At 58.2% G+C, this 18,400-nt stretch carries 15 protein-coding genes; 11 read left to right on the plus strand and 4 right to left on the minus strand.

Going from position 1 to position 18,400, the window contains the following annotated elements; translation table 11 throughout:
• Positions 1 to 62 precede the first annotated feature (62 nt).
• Complete coding sequence (locus BLS30_RS06360; protein WP_090227557.1) at positions 63 to 1,721, minus strand: acyl-CoA dehydrogenase family protein; 1,659 nt, start codon at positions 1,719 to 1,721, stop codon at positions 63 to 65.
• 161 nt (positions 1,722 to 1,882) lie between these two features.
• On the opposite strand from BLS30_RS06360, the gene BLS30_RS06365 reads away from it, so the two are divergent.
• The 9 genes from BLS30_RS06365 to rpmG all read left to right on the plus strand — a co-directional run bounded on the left by BLS30_RS06365 (position 1,883) and on the right by rpmG (position 13,503).
• Entirely contained in the window at positions 1,883 to 2,839 is a 957-nt protein-coding gene (locus tag BLS30_RS06365; protein ID WP_046475926.1) for an aspartate carbamoyltransferase catalytic subunit, read from the plus strand.
• 41 nt (positions 2,840 to 2,880) lie between these two features.
• Positions 2,881 to 4,203: a dihydroorotase gene (locus BLS30_RS06370; protein WP_046479803.1), complete on the plus strand. Its 1,323-nt coding sequence runs from the start codon at positions 2,881 to 2,883 to the stop codon at positions 4,201 to 4,203.
• 71 nt (positions 4,204 to 4,274) lie between these two features.
• Positions 4,275 to 4,907 carry a glycerol-3-phosphate 1-O-acyltransferase PlsY gene (plsY, locus tag BLS30_RS06375; RefSeq protein WP_046475923.1) on the plus strand — a complete coding sequence of 211 codons (633 nt, stop codon included), beginning with the start codon at positions 4,275 to 4,277 and terminating at the stop codon, positions 4,905 to 4,907.
• Positions 4,885 to 6,069: a DNA-processing protein DprA gene (gene dprA, locus BLS30_RS06380; RefSeq protein ID WP_210184017.1), complete on the plus strand. Its 1,185-nt coding sequence runs from the start codon at positions 4,885 to 4,887 to the stop codon at positions 6,067 to 6,069. Before plsY ends, dprA begins: the two co-directional genes overlap by 23 nt.
• Positions 6,070 to 6,626: 557 nt before the next feature.
• Positions 6,627 to 9,398: a type I DNA topoisomerase gene (gene topA, locus BLS30_RS06385; protein ID WP_090227564.1), complete on the plus strand. Its 2,772-nt coding sequence runs from the start codon at positions 6,627 to 6,629 to the stop codon at positions 9,396 to 9,398.
• Between the two features lie 17 nt (positions 9,399 to 9,415).
• Positions 9,416 to 11,737 carry a ribonuclease R gene (rnr, locus tag BLS30_RS06390; RefSeq protein WP_090227567.1) on the plus strand — a complete coding sequence of 774 codons (2,322 nt, stop codon included), beginning with the start codon at positions 9,416 to 9,418 and terminating at the stop codon, positions 11,735 to 11,737.
• A gap of 132 nt (positions 11,738 to 11,869) precedes the next feature.
• The gene (locus tag BLS30_RS06395) at positions 11,870 to 12,328 is read left to right on the plus strand and encodes a DUF983 domain-containing protein (RefSeq protein ID WP_046475917.1); all 459 of its coding nucleotides are present in this window, start codon (positions 11,870 to 11,872) and stop codon (positions 12,326 to 12,328) included.
• A 131-nt stretch (positions 12,329 to 12,459) separates the two neighbouring features.
• Positions 12,460 to 13,200: an NUDIX hydrolase gene (locus BLS30_RS06400; protein WP_139165298.1), complete on the plus strand. Its 741-nt coding sequence runs from the start codon at positions 12,460 to 12,462 to the stop codon at positions 13,198 to 13,200.
• A 135-nt stretch (positions 13,201 to 13,335) separates the two neighbouring features.
• Complete coding sequence (gene rpmG / locus BLS30_RS06405; protein WP_046475911.1) at positions 13,336 to 13,503, plus strand: 50S ribosomal protein L33; 168 nt, start codon at positions 13,336 to 13,338, stop codon at positions 13,501 to 13,503.
• A gap of 741 nt (positions 13,504 to 14,244) precedes the next feature.
• Here rpmG and BLS30_RS06410 read toward each other — a convergent pair.
• Both BLS30_RS06410 and BLS30_RS06415 read right to left on the minus strand, forming a co-directional pair.
• Positions 14,245 to 15,615, minus strand: coding sequence for a PleD family two-component system response regulator (locus tag BLS30_RS06410; protein ID WP_046475907.1), 1,371 nt, complete (start codon positions 15,613 to 15,615; stop codon positions 14,245 to 14,247).
• A gap of 41 nt (positions 15,616 to 15,656) precedes the next feature.
• On the minus strand, positions 15,657 to 16,028 hold the full coding sequence (locus BLS30_RS06415) for a response regulator (protein ID WP_046479800.1): 372 nt from the start codon (positions 16,026 to 16,028) through the stop codon (positions 15,657 to 15,659).
• A 203-nt stretch (positions 16,029 to 16,231) separates the two neighbouring features.
• Here BLS30_RS06415 and BLS30_RS06420 point away from each other — a divergent pair, with 203 nt between their 5' ends.
• Positions 16,232 to 16,513 carry a DUF3572 domain-containing protein gene (locus BLS30_RS06420; RefSeq protein ID WP_046475903.1) on the plus strand — a complete coding sequence of 94 codons (282 nt, stop codon included), beginning with the start codon at positions 16,232 to 16,234 and terminating at the stop codon, positions 16,511 to 16,513.
• A 13-nt stretch (positions 16,514 to 16,526) separates the two neighbouring features.
• Positions 16,527 to 17,477, plus strand: coding sequence for an ROK family protein (locus BLS30_RS06425; protein ID WP_244512380.1), 951 nt, complete (start codon positions 16,527 to 16,529; stop codon positions 17,475 to 17,477).
• A 2-nt stretch (positions 17,478 to 17,479) separates the two neighbouring features.
• Here BLS30_RS06425 and BLS30_RS06430 read toward each other — a convergent pair whose 3' ends face one another.
• Positions 17,480 to 18,352, minus strand: a complete 873-nt coding sequence (locus BLS30_RS06430) for a cell envelope integrity EipB family protein (protein ID WP_052743603.1) — start codon at positions 18,350 to 18,352, stop codon at positions 17,480 to 17,482.
• Positions 18,353 to 18,400 lie beyond the last annotated feature (48 nt).

The following is an 18,400-nucleotide window of genomic DNA, read 5'->3' on the forward strand; positions in this document are numbered from 1 at the left end:
CGCCTCGTGGCTGCAGACGACTTATCGCCCTCGCAACACTTTGGCGTTCCTGCGGGAACGCCTTAGCGGGTGGGGGATGCGCGTCGCAGGATCGCTGCCGTATCAGCCCAATCCAGCTCCTGCCCATAGGTCTGGCGTGTCACGCTGCCCATGCGCGTTGCAATAAATCCATCAGAAACGGCCGCCGGTGTATGGGCCCGCAGAATGGTGCCGGCGGCGAGCACCGCGAGTCCTTCAACAAGGCTGCGCGCACGCAAATCCAATCGCCGCGGTTCGCAAAGGATCGCAGCAATACGAGCGTGAGCAGCCTCAAGGTACGCGTCATCCCCGACCGCCTTACCCAACTCCTCCATGACAATTTCAGCAGCCTCAGGCTCCCGCTGCAGAATGTGGAGAACTTCGAGTGCAAGTTCGTTTCCGGTCCCTTCCCAAAGAGAAAGAGCCACCACATCCCGGTAGATGCGCGCCAACGGCAATTCCTCGACGTAGGCGTTACCTCCAACGCATTCGATCGTTTCGGCAAGAATGGCGGGGGCTATTTTACAGACCCAATATTTGGTCACCGGCGTCATAAGCCGCCGCCAGGCAGCCGCTCGCGAATCCTCCGCACGGTCAAATGAGCGCGCCAACCGAAGTGCCAGTGCCAGCGCGGCTTCGACATCGAGAGCCAGATCAGCAAGCACCTGGCTCATCAACGGATGCTCGATCAGAAGCTTGCCCGAAACAACGCGATTTTCAGCATGATGAATGGCCTGAGCGAGAGCGCGGCGCATAGCGCCCGCAGACACAACCGAGAGATCAAGACGCAACTGCATTTGCGTCTCCGAAAGCACTGTTTCCCCCTCACCTTCCTCGCCTATCAGCCACCCATCACTTTCGATGAGCTCCACTTCAGCGCAGGCTGACGCGCGAACACCAAGCGTGTCCTTGAGCCGCTGCAGATGGATGCCATTGGCTTCCCCATCATCTCGAAAACGTGGAACCAGGAAACAACTCAATCCTCCTGGGGCCTGGGCCAGCATCAGGAAGGCGTCGGACATCGGAGCCGACAAGAACCATTTATGGCCGTTGAGGATATAGCGACGCCCATCAGGCTCTCCCGCCGGCTCCGCACGCGTTACCGTTGCCGAACGATCGGCTCCGGCATTTTTCTCCTGATTGCTGACGCCAATCAGAACGGCGCGCTTATCCACCAAGGCGGCAGCGCGCGCGTCGTACCCGTGGGAAACAAGCTTTGATAGCCATGGCGCCAATTCTGACTGCATGGCTATCGTTGGCGCCGCTGCATGGGTCATGCAGAGGGGCAGGCAATGGCCCACATTCACTTGGCTAGCAAGGTAAAGCCCTGCCGCACGCGCCACCTGCCGCCCCTGAGCAGGAGCGGTATCACCCCCCTCTGCCCAGACCTCGCATTGGAGCCGCTCGCCGCAGCTCATCTCCAGCAGCTCATGATACGCGGGATGATGCTCGACCCGGTCGATCCGACGACCCTGAGCGTCAAAGATGCGCAGCCTCGGCGGATAATCTTCCGCCGTGCGTGCACGCTCCATCACGTCAGCACTGCCGCACACAAGACCGAATGCCACAAGGGACTTTTGCGCGTGGCCGCCACCCTCGCGGGTAAGCGCCTCCTGCAACGCAGCATCGCTTGAAAACAGATTGATATCCTCAAAGGGAGGCACTAAGCCGCCCCCCTCAACGCTCACCGGAGATTTTGTCATGGAACCCACAGTCTCGCGTGATTCGTCTTGAGCTTCTTGCCTATTTGTGTCAACGCGACGGGAACTTGAGCCAAACCGGTGAGATTGACCACAGCCAATTGACCATACTGGCAAGACGCCAGTTGCCGAGGCGTGGGACTCCACCTATTAGAACAACTTTGATGACCGATACCGCGCTCCAACAGTCTTTTGAATTTAAGCACCGCAATCTCCTCTCCTGTGAGGAGTTGTCGGCACCTGAAATAAATTTCCTGCTCGATCTGGCTGATGATGCCGCCGATCGCAACCGGAAGATTAATAAAAAGCGCGATGTCCTTAGCGGACGCACACTTATCAACCTCTTCTTTGAGGCCTCCACCCGCACGCAAGCGTCTTTCGAATTAGCCGCCAAGCGCCTGAGCGCGGACGTCATGAACATGACTGTCTCATCGTCCTCAGTGCAAAAGGGTGAGACGCTCATCGACACGGCGGTGACACTCAATGCCATGCGCCCCGACATCATTGTCGTGCGCCACCATGCTGCAGGCGCAGTCGAACTTCTATCACAAAAGGTGGACTGCTCGGTCATCAATGCTGGCGACGGCGCCCATCAGCATCCGACGCAAGCCCTCCTCGACGCCCTGACCATTCGCCGGGCCAAAGGACGCATAAGCGGACTGACCGTCGCGATTTGCGGAGATATCCTGCATTCGCGCGTCGCACGCTCCAACATCAACGTTCTGAATGCTCTTGGCGCCAACGTCCGCGTCATCGCGCCATCCACCTTGCTGCCGTCCGCACCAGAGCGGTTCGGTGCGGAAGTTTACACAGACATGTGGAAGGGCATCACGGACGCTGATGTCGTCATGATGTTGCGTCTGCAGATCGAACGCATGCAAGGCTCCCACATCCCTTCGACCCGCGAATTCTTCCACTTCTTCGGCCTCGATCAGGAAAAGCTCGCACGAGCCAAGCCCGACGCCCTTGTCATGCATCCTGGTCCGATGAACCGCGGTGTCGAGATTGCTTCAACGGTCGCCGACCACTCCCGAAGCGTCATCCGCGAACAAGTGGAGATGGGTGTCGCAGTACGCATGGCGGTTTTGGAAGCTTTGGCGCGCAACTTGCCGCAGGCCTGAGCCCATTTAAGAAGGCAGGCAGTGAAATGAGCCTGATCGCAATGAACACAAAGACTGAGCAGTCCAAAACATCCACCGGCAAGCGGCAGGTCTTTATCAACGCCCGTATCATCGACCCGGCATCGGGTCGCGACGAACCCGGTGGCCTACTCGTCGAAGGCACCACAATCGCCGATCTGGGGCCTCATCTGCGGCGCAACGCACCAGAAGGCGCTACCGTCATTGACTGTCAGGGCAACATCCTTTGCCCCGGCCTCATCGACTGCCAGGTTTTCACCGGAGAACCCGGAGCCGAACATCGCGAAACCCTCAAAACCGCAAGCCTCGCTGCGGCTGCCGGTGGCGTGACGACAATCGTCGTGATGCCGGACACTAGCCCGGTCATCGATCAGGTCGCACTTGTTGACTTTATTCAAAGGCGAGCGCGCGATAACGCCAAGGTACACGTTCACACCATGGCCGCGATGACCAGAGGTCTCGCCGGCACCGAAATGACTGAAATCGGCTTACTAAAGCGAGCTGGTGCCATCGCATTCACCAACGGCAAATCGACCATCGCGAATACCGCCGTGATGCGGAACGTCCTGAATTATTCGAAGGACTTTGGCGCTCTTATTGTCCACCACTGCGAAGACCCGCACCTATCAAATGATGGCGCGATGAACTCCGGCGAAGTTGCAGCACGGTTGGGCCTTCCAGGCGTATCCAGCGTAGCTGAGACAATCGTCATTGACCGCGATGTACGGCTCGTTGAGCTGACGGGCGGGCGCTACCACGCCGCCACGATCTCCTGCGAGGCGAGCCTCAACGTCATTCGCGCCGCCAAAACACGAAACCTGCCCGTGACCTGTGGCGTCTCCATCAACCATCTAACGCTCAACGAAAACGATATCGGCCCCTATCGAACGTTCTTTAAGGTGCGCCCGCCGCTGCGTCGTGAGGAAGATCGCGTCGCCATGGTCCGCGGGATCAACAACGGTGACATCGATATCATCGTTTCAAGCCATGACCCGCAGGACGCGGACGTGAAGCGACGCCCGTTCGCCGAAGCCGCCGATGGCGCTGTCGGACTTGAGACGATGCTTCCGGCTGCACTGCGCTTATATCACTCGGGTGATCTGTCGCTGCTCACGCTCCTGCGCGCTATGACGATCAATCCCGCGAAGTTGCTGGGCATCGGAGCCGGACGTCTTCAGAAAGGCGCCGTCGCCGACCTCATCGTATTCGATCCATCCGAGCCATGGGTTGTAAATAAAGACGTGCTCAGATCACGCTCCAAAAACTCCCCCTTCGACGAAGCCCGCCTGCAGGGCCGTGTGCTGCGAACGATGGTTGCGGGCGAGACGGTCTATCAAGTACCTTAAAAGCCAAATACGATGTACGCGGCATTTTTTGCCGCGCCTGGCCCTGAATTAGTCACAACGGACCCACTCACATGGAAGCTGCCCTCCTTGGCGCAATCCTGTGCTGCCTTGCCCTTGGCTATGCGCTCGGGTCTATCCCGTTCGGCCTATTGCTCACGCGCGCCGCCGGCCTCGGTGATGTCCGCGCCATCGGCTCTGGAAACATCGGTGCGACCAACGTTCTCCGCACCGGCAACAAGGGCCTCGCCGCGGCAACGCTAATCCTGGATGTACTCAAAGGCACCGCAGCAACCTTGCTCGGTGCCTACCTCCTTCCGGCTCTCGTGCCGGCCAGTCCGATAACCGGAGCCCTCGCAGCAGGGATCGGCGCGTTCCTCGGTCACCTCTTTCCGGTCTGGCTTGGTTTCAAGGGCGGCAAGGGCGTCGCAACCTATATCGGTATTCTTGCAGGCATAGCGTGGAAGGCCGCCCTAGGCTTTTGCGCGTTATGGCTCATCGTCGCATTCGTTACGCGCTACTCATCGCTGTCCGCTCTGATCGCCGCGTGCGGAGCACCGTTGTTGATCTGGTGGCTTCTCGGCCCCATTCCTGCAATCGTATTCGCAGGCCTTTCAGCGTTGCTTATCGGAATGCATCACGCAAATATCCGTCGTCTGCTCGCGGGGGAGGAGCATAAGATCGGTGCCAGCAACAAAGCCCGATAGCAAGGCGGACCTTTTCACCGCCGCACCGTTGCCGGTCGCGCCGCTCGATGATCAGCAACGTCTCGCCTGCTTGCGCCTGATCCGTTCGGAGAACGTCGGCCCCGTTACGTTTCGCGAACTCATAAATCGCTATGGCGGCGCCACTCAGGCGTTGGACGCACTTCCCGAATTAGGCCGCCGAGGCGGCCGAGGTCGCGCAATTCGCCTCTGCGACAGCGCGACGGCCCAGCGTGAATTGGAACAGGCCCAAAAGGCAGGAGCCACTCCGATCTTCACGATCGAACCAGGCTATCCCCGCAATCTCACCGCGCTCGATGTCCCGCCACCGCTCATTTACGTGAAGGGTCGAACGTCTCTCTTGCAGGAACCGTCCGTTGCCGTCGTTGGCCCGCGCCAAGCCTCGGCAGCCGGACGCAAGCTGGCACGCCTATTCGCAGCCGTACTCGGCGAAGCTGGTCTCGTCGTCGTATCCGGATTGGCACGCGGCATCGACGGCGTAGCGCACGAGACGGCACTCCCCACGGGCACCATCGCTGTCCTGGCCGGTGGCGTCGACAAGATCTATCCCCCGGAACACGACGAGCTTTACGCGCGGATCAGTGACACAGGCTGCATCGTGTCGGAGATGCCCTGCGGCTTCACACCGCGCGGCAGCGACTTCCCGCGCCGCAACCGGATCATCTCCGGCATGTCACTGGGCGTCCTTGTCGTCGAGGCCGCAAAACGATCTGGCACGCTACATACGGCACGCCGGGCCGCCGAACAGGGAAGAGAAGTATTTGCCATTCCCGGCCATCCGCTTGACCCGCGCGCCGAAGGCACCAACTACCTCTTGAAGGAAGGGGCAACTCTCGTAACCGAGCCGGCCGACATCATTTCCGCCCTTAAACCCCTCACGGCACAAGGCGATCGCACCTTTCGAGAGGTCGCCCCCGACACCACGACGCTCGAAGCGTTTGCTCCTGAACCACTACCCGAAATCGCAGAAAGCGATCGGGACCGTGTTATTGCCGTACTGGGGCCCCACCCGGTCGAACTAGACGAAATCGCCCGCGCCACCCATCTATCGATACGCGCTATTCGAGCCATTCTGATTGAACTGGATCTGGCCGGTCGTATCGAACGACATGGGGCAGCACTGGTATCACGGATCAATGACTAAACATTCGCTGTGCATAAGGGGCACGCCAGCAGTAACGAAAGCGCAGCCCTCGTCGTGACCGTCTGCGCGTCCCGCGAGGAACCAAAGGTTCAACCACGGCGTGCAGCCTGACGCGAGTGACGCAATCTCTCTGCCAGCTCCCGGTGCCCTTCGCGCATAGCCATCTCTTCAAGAGCCAACAGAAGGTCCGCCATATATTCCAGGTAATACGGCGCGCTCGGCGTCCGTCTTCCAGTTTCCTGACCCGCAAATCTCTTATTATGAATTCGCAATCTACGTCTTGGCACCATACGGCCCCACATAAATTCCCTCAAAAATTGCACAAATAATACATCATGTAATCTTAAGTTGCAACAAGGGCAAGCGGACGGTGTTTGACACAACCAGTCTGATCCACCATGTTCCCGCCGCCTGTGCGATGAGCCGCGCAATGGTCACCGGCCCAATTGGTAGCAGTGCCAGGCGCTATTCTTGATTGCAGAAGACGCCTTAGAATTATACGCGCACCGTTATTCTCGCGTATTTCCAGCCCGGAACGGGAAACCCGAAAGTCGCCTATGAACGTCGTCATCGTCGAATCCGCCGCCAAGGCGAAGACCATCAACAAGTACCTTGGGCCCAAGTTCAAGGTAATCGCCTCGTTTGGCCACGTGCGCGACCTGCCCTCGAAAGATGGATCTGTCGACCCCGACGCTGACTTTGCGATGAACTGGGATATCGTCGACCCCAAGTCCAACAAGATCCTCAAAGAAATTACAGACGCCGTTAAGGGTGCCGACAAGCTGATCCTCGCAACCGACCCTGATCGCGAAGGCGAAGCGATCTCGTGGCACATCCTGCAAGTTCTCGAAAAGCGCCGCGCCTTGAAAAAGGACATGCATGTCGAGCGCGTGGCGTTCAACGCGGTCACGAAACAAGCCATCCAGCAAGCACTCGCGCAGCCGCGACAGATCGACGAGCCGCTTGTCTCAGCTTACCTCGCCCGCCGCGCCCTCGACTACCTGGTCGGCTTTACACTGTCTCCCGTGTTGTGGCGCAAACTCCCGGGCGCTCGCTCCGCCGGACGCGTTCAGTCCGTAGCATTGCGCCTGGTCTGCAACCGGGAAGCCGAGATCGAAGCCTTTCGCAGCGACGAATATTGGACGATTGAAGCTGATCTTCTGACCGGCAAAAAGGAAGAATTCAGCGCACGTCTTGCGGCGATAAGCGGTACGACCCTTAAGAAACTCGACATCAAAGAAGAAGCGCAAGCTACAGCCATCAAGGCGGCCATCGAAGGTGGTCGCTTCAAGGTCGTATCCGTAGAAAAGAAGGCCACTCGCCGGAACCCCTACGCGCCCTTCACAACCTCAACACTGCAGATGGATGCGTCGCGTAAGCTCGGCTTTTCCGCCAAGCAAACAATGCAAATCGCGCAGCGCCTCTATGAAGGGGTCGATCTTGGCGAAGCTGGCCCCGTCGGCCTCATTACTTATATGCGAACCGATGGCGTCCAGATCGTCCCCGAAGCCGTCGCAACCATCCGGCGCGAAGTCGAGGGTGATTTCGGCAAGCGTTATCTCCCCCCATTTATTCGTGAATATAAATCCAAAGCGAAGAACGCCCAGGAAGCTCACGAAGCAATCCGTCCCACGGATGTCTCCCGCAAACCTGCGCAGGTCTCCCGCTATTTGGATAAGGACCAGGCACGCCTTTACGATCTTATCTGGAAGCGCGCCGTTGCCAGTCAGATGGCTTCAGCAGAACTGGAACAGACGGCCGCCCAGATCGAAGTAGCTGGCCGCGACGGCAAAACCTACACGCTTCGCGCCACGGGTTCTGTGATCGTCTTCGACGGCTTCCTCAAGCTCTATGAGGAAGGTCGAGACGAACGCCAGCATGCGACCAAGGGCAAAGATGATACGAGTGAGGAAGACGATACGGCCCGCTTGCCGGCTCTTGCCGAAGGCGATCCGCTGACCGACCGCAAGATCGACGCCAATCAGCACTTCACTCAGCCGCCACCGCGCTTCACCGAAGCAACGCTCGTCAAGCGCATGGAAGAACTCGGCATCGGCCGCCCCTCGACCTATGCCTCGACCCTCGCCGTCCTGCAGGAACGCGACTACGTCACCACGGACAAGAAACGCCTCATCCCGCAAGACAAGGGCCGTCTCGTCACCGCGTTTCTTGAGAGCTTCTTCAAGCGTTACGTCGAGTATGATTTCACGGCCGACCTGGAAGAGAAGCTCGATCTCATTTCCGACGACAAGCTCGAATGGAAAGACGTCTTGCGCGATTTCTGGAAGGATTTTACTGGCGCCGTCAACGACATCAAGGACCTGCGCGTCTCCGAAGTCCTCGATGCGCTGAACGAAATTCTCGGCCCCCACGTGTTCCCGCCTCGTGAGGACAGCAGCGACCCACGTCAGTGTCCTGCGTGCGGCACTGGCCAATTGAGTCTCAAGATCTCCGGCAAGTATGGTGCCTTCATCGGTTGCGGCAACTATCCGGAATGCCGTTACACGCGGCAGCTGTCCCAGACAGACGATGGCGCTGGAGAAATGGCTCTGCCAGACGGCAAAGTCCTCGGTTTCGATCCGGAATCCGGTGACTCGATTTCTTTGCGCACGGGCCGTTTCGGACCCTACCTCCAGCTTGGCGAAGGCGCGGACGGTGAGAAACCCAAGCGGTCCAGCATCCCCAAAGGGGTCGACGCCGGCTCGATCGACCTTGAGCGTGCGATCCAGCTTCTATCTTTGCCACGTGAAGTTGGGCTCCATCCGGAAACCGGCAACCCGATTACGGCTGGGCTCGGACGCTATGGGCCGTTCGTGCTGCACGATGGAACCTACGCAAACCTGGAATCTATGGAGGACGTATTCTCCATCGGGCTCAACCGCGCCGTAACTTTGATCGCCGAAAAGCTTGCGGGAGGCGGAAAGGGTCGCTTCCAGCGCGCAAAACCTGCAGTCCTGAAAGAGCTCGGCGAACACCCGAGCGAAGGCGGCAAGGTCGAAGTGCTGTCGGGTCGCTACGGCCCTTACGTCAGCCACAACAAAATCAACGCCACCTTGCCCAAGGGCAAAGAACCTGAAAGCATTACGCTTGAAGAGGCTGTAACCCTACTAGCGGAAAAAGCCGCCAAGGGAGGCAAAGCCAAAAAGCCTGCCAAAGCGAAAGCCGCAAAGAAAACGGCAGACGCCCCGAAGAAAGCCGCAGCCAAAAAGCCCGCCGTCACGAAGAAACCAGCAACCGCAGCAAAGACCAAAGCCGCTGCGAAAAAGTCGAAGGCGCCGGCTAAAGCCAAATCTAAGAAAGCCGCGTCGACGGCAAGCGGCGACGCCTGAGCACTTGAGGAAACTGGGTGGCGCGCAAATCGCAGAAGTCTGACAAGAAGGCCTCACGCGGCAAGCCCGTGCGCCGTGGCTCCACCTTACCCGCGGGCCAGCTCCCCACGCGCGAAGAGATTTTGAAGTTCATCTCGGAAGCGCCTCAGAAAGTCGGCAAGCGCGAGATTTCGCGCGCCTTCGGGGTAAAGGGCGGCGCGCGTATTGAACTAAAACGGCTGCTTGAAGAAATGGCTCAGGAGGGGCTCATCTCAGGCAATCGTAAGGAACTCCGTCGTAAAGGCGGCCTGCCCCCCGTCACTGTTCTGGAAGTGACCGGTCGTGACGACGCCGGCGATCTCATCGCCCGTCCCACCGTCTGGAACGACGAAGACGGCCCGCGCCCCGATGTCTTGATCCTCACGCATGTCGAACGGGACAAGCAAACCGCCACGGAGCTTTCGATCGGCGACCGCGTCTTGGCGCGCATCAACCAATTGGAAGAAGAAGACGTCGAAGGCTTCCGCTTCGAGGCCGTGCCTCTCAAGCGACTGGCCCGTGAAAAGCGACGATTGCTCGGCGTTTTCCGAACCACCCATCGCGGCGGCACCATCCAACCGATCGACCGCAAAGCATTGCGCGAATGGCCGGTACAGCAGAGTGACATCGGAGACGCATCCGATGGGGACCTGGTCCGGTTCGATCTCATCCGCAAAAACCGCTTTGCCAATCCGCAGGCCACAGTTCTTGAGAGCCTCGGCAATCCCGATGACCAACGACAGATCAGCTTGATCGCGGTTCACGCTCACGGATTGCCTGATGACTTTCCTGAAGGCGTACTGACGGAAGCGGAAGACCTCGCGCCTCCCGATCTCAACGGCCGCGTCGACCTGACGGACATTCCTCTGCTGACGATCGATCCGCCAGACGCGCGTGATCACGATGATGCCGTCCACGCGGTTCCGGATACCGATCCAAAGAATCCAGATGGATTCGTCGTCACCGTCGCTATCGCGGACGTGGCCCACTACATCCGTCCCGGCTCAAAACTCGATCGCGAAGCTCTCCTGCGCGGCAATTCGGTCTACTTCCCGGACCGCGTCGTACCGATGCTTCCGGAAAAAATCTCAAACGATCTATGCTCATTGCGCGAAGGCGAGGGCCGTCCCTGTCTCGCCGTACGCATGGTCTTCGACGCTCGTGGCGAAAAGAAAAGCCACACATTCATGCGTGCCATGATGCGGTCGGCAGCCAAGCTCTCATACCAGGAAGCTCAAGCGGCAATCGACGGCAAGCCTAGCGAAAAATGCGAGCCGTTGATGGAGACGGCGTTGAGACCCTTATGGGCAGCCTATGCCAAACTCTCAGCCGCAAGAGACCGCCGTGGTCCGCTCGAACTCGATTTGCCGGAACGAAAAATCCTCCTCGACCAACAGGGGCGAGTTGATCGCGTTGTTATACCGGAACGCCTGACCGCACACCGCCTCATCGAAGAGTTCATGATCCAGGCAAACGTAGCCGCGGCCCAAGCGCTGGAAGAAAAGCGCTCGCCCGTCGTCTACCGAATTCACGAACCACCCTCAAAGGAGAAACTCAAAGCGCTGCGCGATTTCCTCAACAGCCTCGATCTGAAGTTGCCGCCTGAATCAGGATTAAAGCCGGCAGCTTTCAATCGCATCCTTGAAAGCGCCAAAGAGCTTCCGGTCCCGGATCTCGTGAACGAAGTCATTCTGAGGTCCCAGTCTCAAGCTGAATACAATCCGCTCAATGCTGGACACTTTGGCCTGAATCTGGCGCGCTACGCACACTTCACGTCACCCATCCGCCGCTATGCGGACCTTCTCGTACACCGCGCGCTGATCACCGCATATCGGTTAGGGGCCGGCGGTTTCCCGGACGAAGAGCCCACCAAACTCGCGGCGATAGCGAAACAGATATCCGAGGCAGAGCGCCGCGCAATGGCCGCCGAGCGCGAAACGATCGACCGATTGATCGCAGCTCATCTCGCCGACCGCATCGGCGCGACATTTCAAGCGCGCATCTCGGGTGTCACCCGATCCGGCCTGTTCGTGCGCTTGCGCGATACCGGAGCCGACGGCTTCGTTCCAGCGTCCAGCCTCGATGGAGAGTTCTTCCACCACGTCGAGGAAGTTCACGCGATGATAGGCCAGAGGTCGGGCCGCTCCTATAGCCTCGGCGATAATGTCGAAGTGAAGCTCGTCGAAGCGATTCCATCCGCCGGCGCATTACGCTTTGATATGATTTCCGAACCCAAAGAAACCCGTATTCGCCTCCCGAAGGGGTTCAAAGTTCGCCGCCAGCCGGGTCGCAACCGCCGATCACCCCGCCCGCGACGCTAAACACCACCTGGAAGCCCTTGTACCAGCCGCGTTAGCGTCCAAATGCGCATTGACCGGGCGGCTCTTCCTTGCCTACCCTATCGCAAATAAATCAACCTGCCGCACTAGGCTAGCCATGAGAGCAATGCCCAAATGACCGTGCACATCGCATCTAACGACATCGCACCGCTCCCAGAACGATCGGTCGTCCAGGCCATGCGCCGCGGTTTCTCGCAGGCATGCCCCGCCTGCGGCACGGGACGACAGTTCAAAAGCTATCTAAAAGTCGTGGATCAGTGCGACGCGTGTGGTGAGGAACTACACCATCAACGGGCGGATGATGCCCCGCCTTACTTCACGATGATCATCGTGGGCCACATCATAGGTGCCGCGGTGTTGATGGTTGAAGATCTCTATGCTCCGCCCGTCTGGGTGCATACAGTTCTCTGGGGCCCGTTGATCCTCGGAATGAGCCTATGGATGCTTCCGCGCATCAAGGGTGCTCTTATTGGCCTGCAATGGGCCTTCCGTATGCACGGCTTTGGTGGCACATCAGATGAGCCAGAGCCCGATCCAGCCGATGCAGTACACGCGCGTCAAAGCGTAGAGTGACATCGAATCCGTCTACAGTTCGCGTCAGTAGATACCCTGTCGGTTAAACCACGACCGGCCGTCAGGCTCTACCCTGTAGGTGGCCGACGAGAACGCTCCGGCGCCAATCGGCGCCCCGGGGAACGCGCACCATGACGAATCCGTCAATCAATAGCCCTGCACCGAGCAGTATGAGGCCCCGGGACGCGGCCACATTGATTGTCGTCGACCATACTGCTTCGCAGCCCCGCATTCTGATGGGGCGGCGTCACCCCAATCAGATCTTTCTGCCCGACAAATATGTTTTTCCCGGTGGTCGCAGCGAAATAGCGGATCGCGCCATCCCCAGCGCAAGCGAACTGCACGAACGTGAGATCGCCAAGCTGCTCTACGACATGAAAGGCAACCCGAGCCCTCACAGAGCACGCGCCCTGGCGATGGCAGCTCTGCGGGAAACCTATGAAGAAACGGGACTCCTAATCGGAACCAATGAAACGTCCACTGAAGACATTGCGCTCCCCTCAACGGCAGATCCCATATGGCAAGCATTCTTCGCCGAAGGTGTTCAGCCAAGCTTATCGGCATTAACCTTTCTAGCCCGAGCGATTACGCCTCCCGGACGTCCCCGGCGTTACGACACTCGTTTTTTCTGGGTTGACGCCGCTCGCATCGCCAAACAGTCCAGCCCGAAAGATGACGAATTGCGAGACCTCGGCTGGTTCACATTTGATGAACTCAGACAGCTCGACATACCCAACATAACCCGCGCCGTAGTCGAGGACCTCGCGGAACACCTAAGCGAAAACAACGACGCACGTGCGAATTGGGCGGTCCCCTACTACTACTTCAAATCCGGAACATTCGAGCGCATCCTCGTGCGCGGATCATCTTGATCCCGTCCAACAGACTACACGCCACCTTGACAGCACGTAACGCCCGAGTATGGTGCCGGGCTCATTCCAACACTCGCGAACCGCTTGGCAGGTGCAGCCCGGCGTCGACGCGCCCAAGCATCAGGCTCCCCGATTATGGCAAAACCCGTCGTTCAAAAAATTAAGCTCCTGTCGACCGCGGGAACCGGCTTCTTCTACGTAACCAAGAAGAACCCGCGTAACCTCACCGAAAAAATGGTCTTCAAGAAGTATGACCCCGTCGTGCGTAAGCATGTCGAGTTCAGAGAAACAAAGATCAAGTAAGCGTCGTTTGAGCCGGTAACTCAAACGTGAGCTGAAACCCTGCCCTAGCGCCGAACAGACCTTACCCTAGCGCTAAGAAGTCGTTTCCAGCGAGTAGATTTAGGATTAGGCTGGACGCCCGGTCTGCAAAGATCGGTTGAGAGCACCGGTCGTCACTGGCTACCAAAAAGCGATTTGTTAGGGGCTGAAGCCCGATATCAGATCGGCTGGGATCAGCGAGAGACGGTAGGAGCCAGGGTCCGCGACTGCTCGGCAGCGGGGTAAGATCCCGAGTTGATCACGAACCCTGGCCTGCTAACCAAGCTGGCGCCAAAGAGGGCGTCGGCACCTGCTTGGTATCGTAGTCGCCGGCCGCGGCCAACGAGGAGGCCACTCCAGCCGTGACGACGACCACTTTTCCCTCGCGTCACGGGAGATGCGGCGGCCCCGATACCGCGAGAGCTCAAATCACCGCTCGATATCGAGGCAGATGTTCAGACATCCCCACTTCGATGTTCAAAAAACGGTGAAAAAATATTGCTTCCCTAAGTCCCACGGCAATCTGACAGAACATTGTATACATTGCAAGTTAATGCTTGACAGTGGCCGTGTGCAGCTCCCCCTATCTGGCCAACCAATTCCGTCGGCATTTGGGCGACATCGGAAAATCCACCACGCAAAAATTCATCTGTCATCTGCCAAAACTTGGAGAAACTATCTAGCACCGTTCCTAACGACATTATTGGAGATAGGAGAAAAGGGTTAAGCCGCTGTAGATGCTATACGATTTCGGCCCCGGCGCTTGGCGGCATACAAGGCGTTATCGGCCCGTTTCAGAATACTTTCCGGAGTATCATTTTCCCCTTCCAGGGTCGCAATTCCGACGCTGGAGGTAACCCGAATTCGCGTCCCCTGCGGCGTTTGAAAGGCTTCAGAGGCGATTCGCGTACGTATACGCTCCCCGATCTGATAAGCGCCGGAAAGGGGAGTATCTGGCATAATAAGTAGAAATTCTTCCCCACCCATCCGGCAAGCGAGGTCCGCGCCTCGCGTATTACGCCGTAGTCGCTCAGCGACGCTTTTCAGAACGAAATCGCCAACGTCATGCCCATAGGTGTCGTTTACGGCCTTGAAGTGATCGATATCGGTAATGAGAACCGAAAGTTCACGTCCCGTCCGCACGGCATCACACACCAGCGTAGCGAGATGGATTTCCATATAGCGCCGGTTATGCAATCCGGTCAGACCATCGGTGACAGCGAGCTCAAAGCTCTCCTCAATCTGGTCGCGCAAAAAATCACTATGCCGCTTGCGCTTAATTTGCGTCATCACGCGCGCAAGCAGCTCATGCTCTTCAACTGGGCGCATCAGATAATCATTGACGCCCATATCGAGCCCACGAAGTAGCCTGGCGTCACCACCATCTTCCAGTAGAATAATTATGGGCACGTGCCGTGTGCGCTCGAATGAACGAAGCTGCGAACAAAGCCGCAACCCATCCGAACCTTGCAGGCTAAGACTGACCACCACGACGTCGAAGTCTTCGGCCCCAAGCCGAAGCAAAGCCGATTGCGGAAAGCGCTCCGTGGTGACCTCATGCAGTGGTTGCAGCGCCTCTGTCATGCGATGCCCCGAGCGCTCATGATCCTCCACCAAGAGGATACGGCCGCCGTCGTTTGAAAGAACACGCTGAAGGGCGGCGTGCTCAGTTGCGCCAAGCCGTCGCCCCGTCGTAACGCGCATCATCATTTCATCGTTGAGGGTCTTAAGCCGTGCTAGGTTCTTGACACGGGTAATCAGCGCGATGTCATCGACTGGCTTGGTCAGAAAATCATCCGCGCCACACTCAAGCCCGATCAATCGGTCTGACGGCTGGTCAAGAGCCGTTACCATGACAACCGGAATATGATGCGTCTTGGGATCAGTTTTAAGACGGCGACAAACCTCGAACCCATCGAGACCTGGCATCATGACGTCGAGCAATATGACGTCGATCCGCTCACGCTCGCACAAGTCTAGGGCCTCTTGGCCGCTCGTCGCCGTGAGCACTTCAAAATACTCGGCACTTAGCCGCGCTTCGAGCAGCTTAACATTGGTAGCGATGTCATCTACGACCAGGACACGAGCTGTCATTGCGATATCCGCCTAGCGGCCGAACGCACGCACCGGCCCCATCAAGCGGCTCCGGCAAATTGGCGCACAGTATCGAGAAAACTCATCACGGAAATCGGCTTCGAAATATAAGCCTCACATCCTCCCGAACGAATCCGCTCTTCATCCCCCTTCATCGCAAACGCAGTAACGGCGACAACGGGAATGGAGTTGAGTTGCTCATCATCCTTGAGCCACCGCGTAACCTCAAGGCCGGACACTTCCGGGAGCTGAATGTCCATCAAAATCAAATCTGGCCGATGCTCGCGCGCCAACGCTAACGCATCGAGGCCGTTGCGCGTTTGAATCGTCAAATAGCCATGCGCATCAAGCAAATCGTGGAAGAGCTTCATATTCAGCTCATTGTCTTCCACGATAAGTACTTTCTTCGCCATTGGGAGCCCCTTCTGAGTCCGTTGGTCGCCCTCGACGTACATCAGCGTTTCCTGATAAGCCATAACCCAATGTTTGGCGAATGAGCCCCGTTTTGCACCGATTCGACGGAGCTGATCGGCTGGTCAGAGTGCCCCACCAGCAGTAACCAACAGTTTAAGACAGCGAGCGCTCCATAAAATGAGTTAAGGCAAGGTAACCCGCCATGGCGAAATCCCCTCAACCACCCTCGCATGAGGAAGCTGAGACCTTAGCAATCAACGCCTTACGCTTCTTGGCTGACGATCCCACACGCCTCGGCCGGTTTCTGGCGCTCACTGGCCTCGGCCCGGCCGACCTGAAAGCAACCGCCGGGCAACCTCATTTGCTTGCCGCAGTTTTAGACCATCTGATGCGTGACGAATCGCTCTTATTGGTCTTTGCCGCTGACAACCGCATCCCCCCTGAACGCATCGCTGAAGCCCATCGCCATCTCGCCGACCACTGAAAGGCGCGAGACCATGCCGCCCGTTGCCCCAGCCCAGAACATGCGGATTGGAATCGATCTTGGCGGCACCAAGATCGAAGGGCTGCTATTGGATTGCAAGGGTGTGGAGCTAGCCCGCCGACGCATTGCGGCCCCCAACCATAACTATCAGGCGACATTAGATACTGTAGCGGATCTCGTAGACCTGTTGCGCTCCAACGTCACGCACGCGACCGAAACCGTTACCGTTGGCGTCGGAATGCCCGGGTCAATCTCGCCAACCACGGACGTTGTCCAGAATGCAAATTCGACATGGCTCAATGGGCAGCCCTTCCACAAAGATCTCGCCGCAGCTCTGGATCTGCCGCTCCGAACAGCGAATGACGCCAATTGCTTCGCCCTTTCCGAGGCGATTGACGGAGCAGCCACGAATGCAGCGTGCGTATTCGGCGTCATCCTGGGCACTGGGGTCGGCGGTGGGTTGATCCACCGCGGCTCGATCCTCGACGGCCCACGCGCCACCGGCGGTGAATGGGGACACAATCCCCTCCCCTGGCCCAACGCCAGCGAGTATCCCGGACCTGAATGCTGGTGCGGCCGTCGCGGTTGTCTGGAAACTTGGGCTTCCGGACCAGGCATGGCTGCAGATCATCAACGCGTAACGGGCGAAAGTTTAACGGCTAAAGAAATCGCAACGCGCGCCGGCGTCGGCGAACTGGCGGCGACCGCGACGTTAGAGCGTCACGCGTCACGGCTCGCGCGCGGCCTTGCCCACGTCGCAAACATTATCGACCCTGATGTCATCGTCTTAGGCGGCGGCCTATCCCAAATGAAGCACCTATACGACGTTCTACCTAACCTGATAGCAGGACATCTCTTCGCCGATACCACCACCATCGAGATCCGGCCGCCGAAATGGGGCGACGCGAGCGGAGCCCGCGGCGCAGCATGGCTATGGGATTTAGAAAAAGAGCAGAACCGCTAACGTCAGCGCCCCTTTTGGCCCTCGCACTTCGTCTTCTCGAGCAACGTCACGTCCGTGAGCGCACCCTCTACAGCGAAATCACCGTAGTCGATAAACAATTTTGTCGAGATTCCATTGTCGTACAGTCGAAACGACAGCTCATAGCTCGGCACCGAATCCTGCTGCGTTTCCTGCGGGTCGAAATAACTGATCGCCATAGGCCATACCGGACGACCTTTGAGGTCGACCTTAGCTTGAACTCCTAAAGGCACCCCTTCGAGGCGCTCGGCCGTCGCAACCTCATGGCCAATGAAAGCATTGGTGAGATAAACTTTCTCGCCCTTCTCCGAACCATCATAGAGTTCGGCCATCAATACATCTTCCCCACGTTTTGCTGCCGCAATGAGGGCCAGAGAATGCTGCATGGGAAACATCACGTCGCCGCTGATCTCAAGGCCCTTGTGCCCCGGCTTCGTCAATTGAACCTTAACCGTGTCACCTGACTTCCCACGGTCCGCATTCCCCTGCGTCGTTTCCTCAAGGTGATCGTTCCGGTACTGGCTCGTGGTGAAGCGTAGCTTCTTGCCTTCCGCCTGCTCCCAGCTCGACGTTCTAAGATCGTTGATCTGCGCTTCCCCGTCACGGCCGGTTATCCGCGTAACGAAACGCATTTTCTGCGTGTAACCGGCGCAATCACTTCCGACCAGTTCGTAAACCATTCGCCCCGACATCTCGCTGATACCGGACCCCGGCGACGCACGCGCAAGCGAAATGTCATAAACGGCGCGATGCGGCACGAACTGCACAGCACCCGCGACCGCCGCAATCGGCATAGAACCGGAAAATGCAAAGGTGAGGACGCCAATCATCAGACCCGAATATCGGAGCGCTGCCATCCATCCTCCTGACAAGTGGAGCCAAACCAGTCTCTAGCCCCCACATGA

Origin of the sequence: Filomicrobium insigne (assembly GCF_900104305.1) — a bacterium.
GTDB lineage: Bacteria > Pseudomonadota > Alphaproteobacteria > Rhizobiales > Hyphomicrobiaceae > Filomicrobium > Filomicrobium insigne.

Excerpts from the sequence above, each read along its gene's own strand:
- BLS30_RS06415 (WP_046479800.1), bottom strand. The coding sequence starts at position 16,028 with ATGGCGAAGAAAGTACTTATCGTGGAAGACAATGAGCTGAATATGAAG.
- BLS30_RS06420 (WP_046475903.1), top strand. The coding sequence starts at position 16,232 with ATGGCGAAATCCCCTCAACCACCCTCGCATGAGGAAGCTGAGACCTTA.
- topA (WP_090227564.1), top strand. The coding sequence starts at position 6,627 with ATGAACGTCGTCATCGTCGAATCCGCCGCCAAGGCGAAGACCATCAAC.
- BLS30_RS06400 (WP_139165298.1), top strand. The coding sequence starts at position 12,460 with ATGACGAATCCGTCAATCAATAGCCCTGCACCGAGCAGTATGAGGCCC.
- plsY (WP_046475923.1), top strand. The coding sequence starts at position 4,275 with ATGGAAGCTGCCCTCCTTGGCGCAATCCTGTGCTGCCTTGCCCTTGGC.
- BLS30_RS06395 (WP_046475917.1), top strand. The coding sequence starts at position 11,870 with ATGACCGTGCACATCGCATCTAACGACATCGCACCGCTCCCAGAACGA.
- BLS30_RS06370 (WP_046479803.1), top strand. The coding sequence starts at position 2,881 with ATGAACACAAAGACTGAGCAGTCCAAAACATCCACCGGCAAGCGGCAG.
- BLS30_RS06360 (WP_090227557.1), bottom strand. The coding sequence starts at position 1,721 with ATGACAAAATCTCCGGTGAGCGTTGAGGGGGGCGGCTTAGTGCCTCCC.
- BLS30_RS06430 (WP_052743603.1), bottom strand. The coding sequence starts at position 18,352 with ATGGCAGCGCTCCGATATTCGGGTCTGATGATTGGCGTCCTCACCTTT.
- BLS30_RS06425 (WP_244512380.1), top strand. The coding sequence starts at position 16,527 with ATGCCGCCCGTTGCCCCAGCCCAGAACATGCGGATTGGAATCGATCTT.
- rpmG (WP_046475911.1), top strand. The coding sequence starts at position 13,336 with ATGGCAAAACCCGTCGTTCAAAAAATTAAGCTCCTGTCGACCGCGGGA.
- BLS30_RS06365 (WP_046475926.1), top strand. The coding sequence starts at position 1,883 with ATGACCGATACCGCGCTCCAACAGTCTTTTGAATTTAAGCACCGCAAT.
- BLS30_RS06410 (WP_046475907.1), bottom strand. The coding sequence starts at position 15,615 with ATGACAGCTCGTGTCCTGGTCGTAGATGACATCGCTACCAATGTTAAG.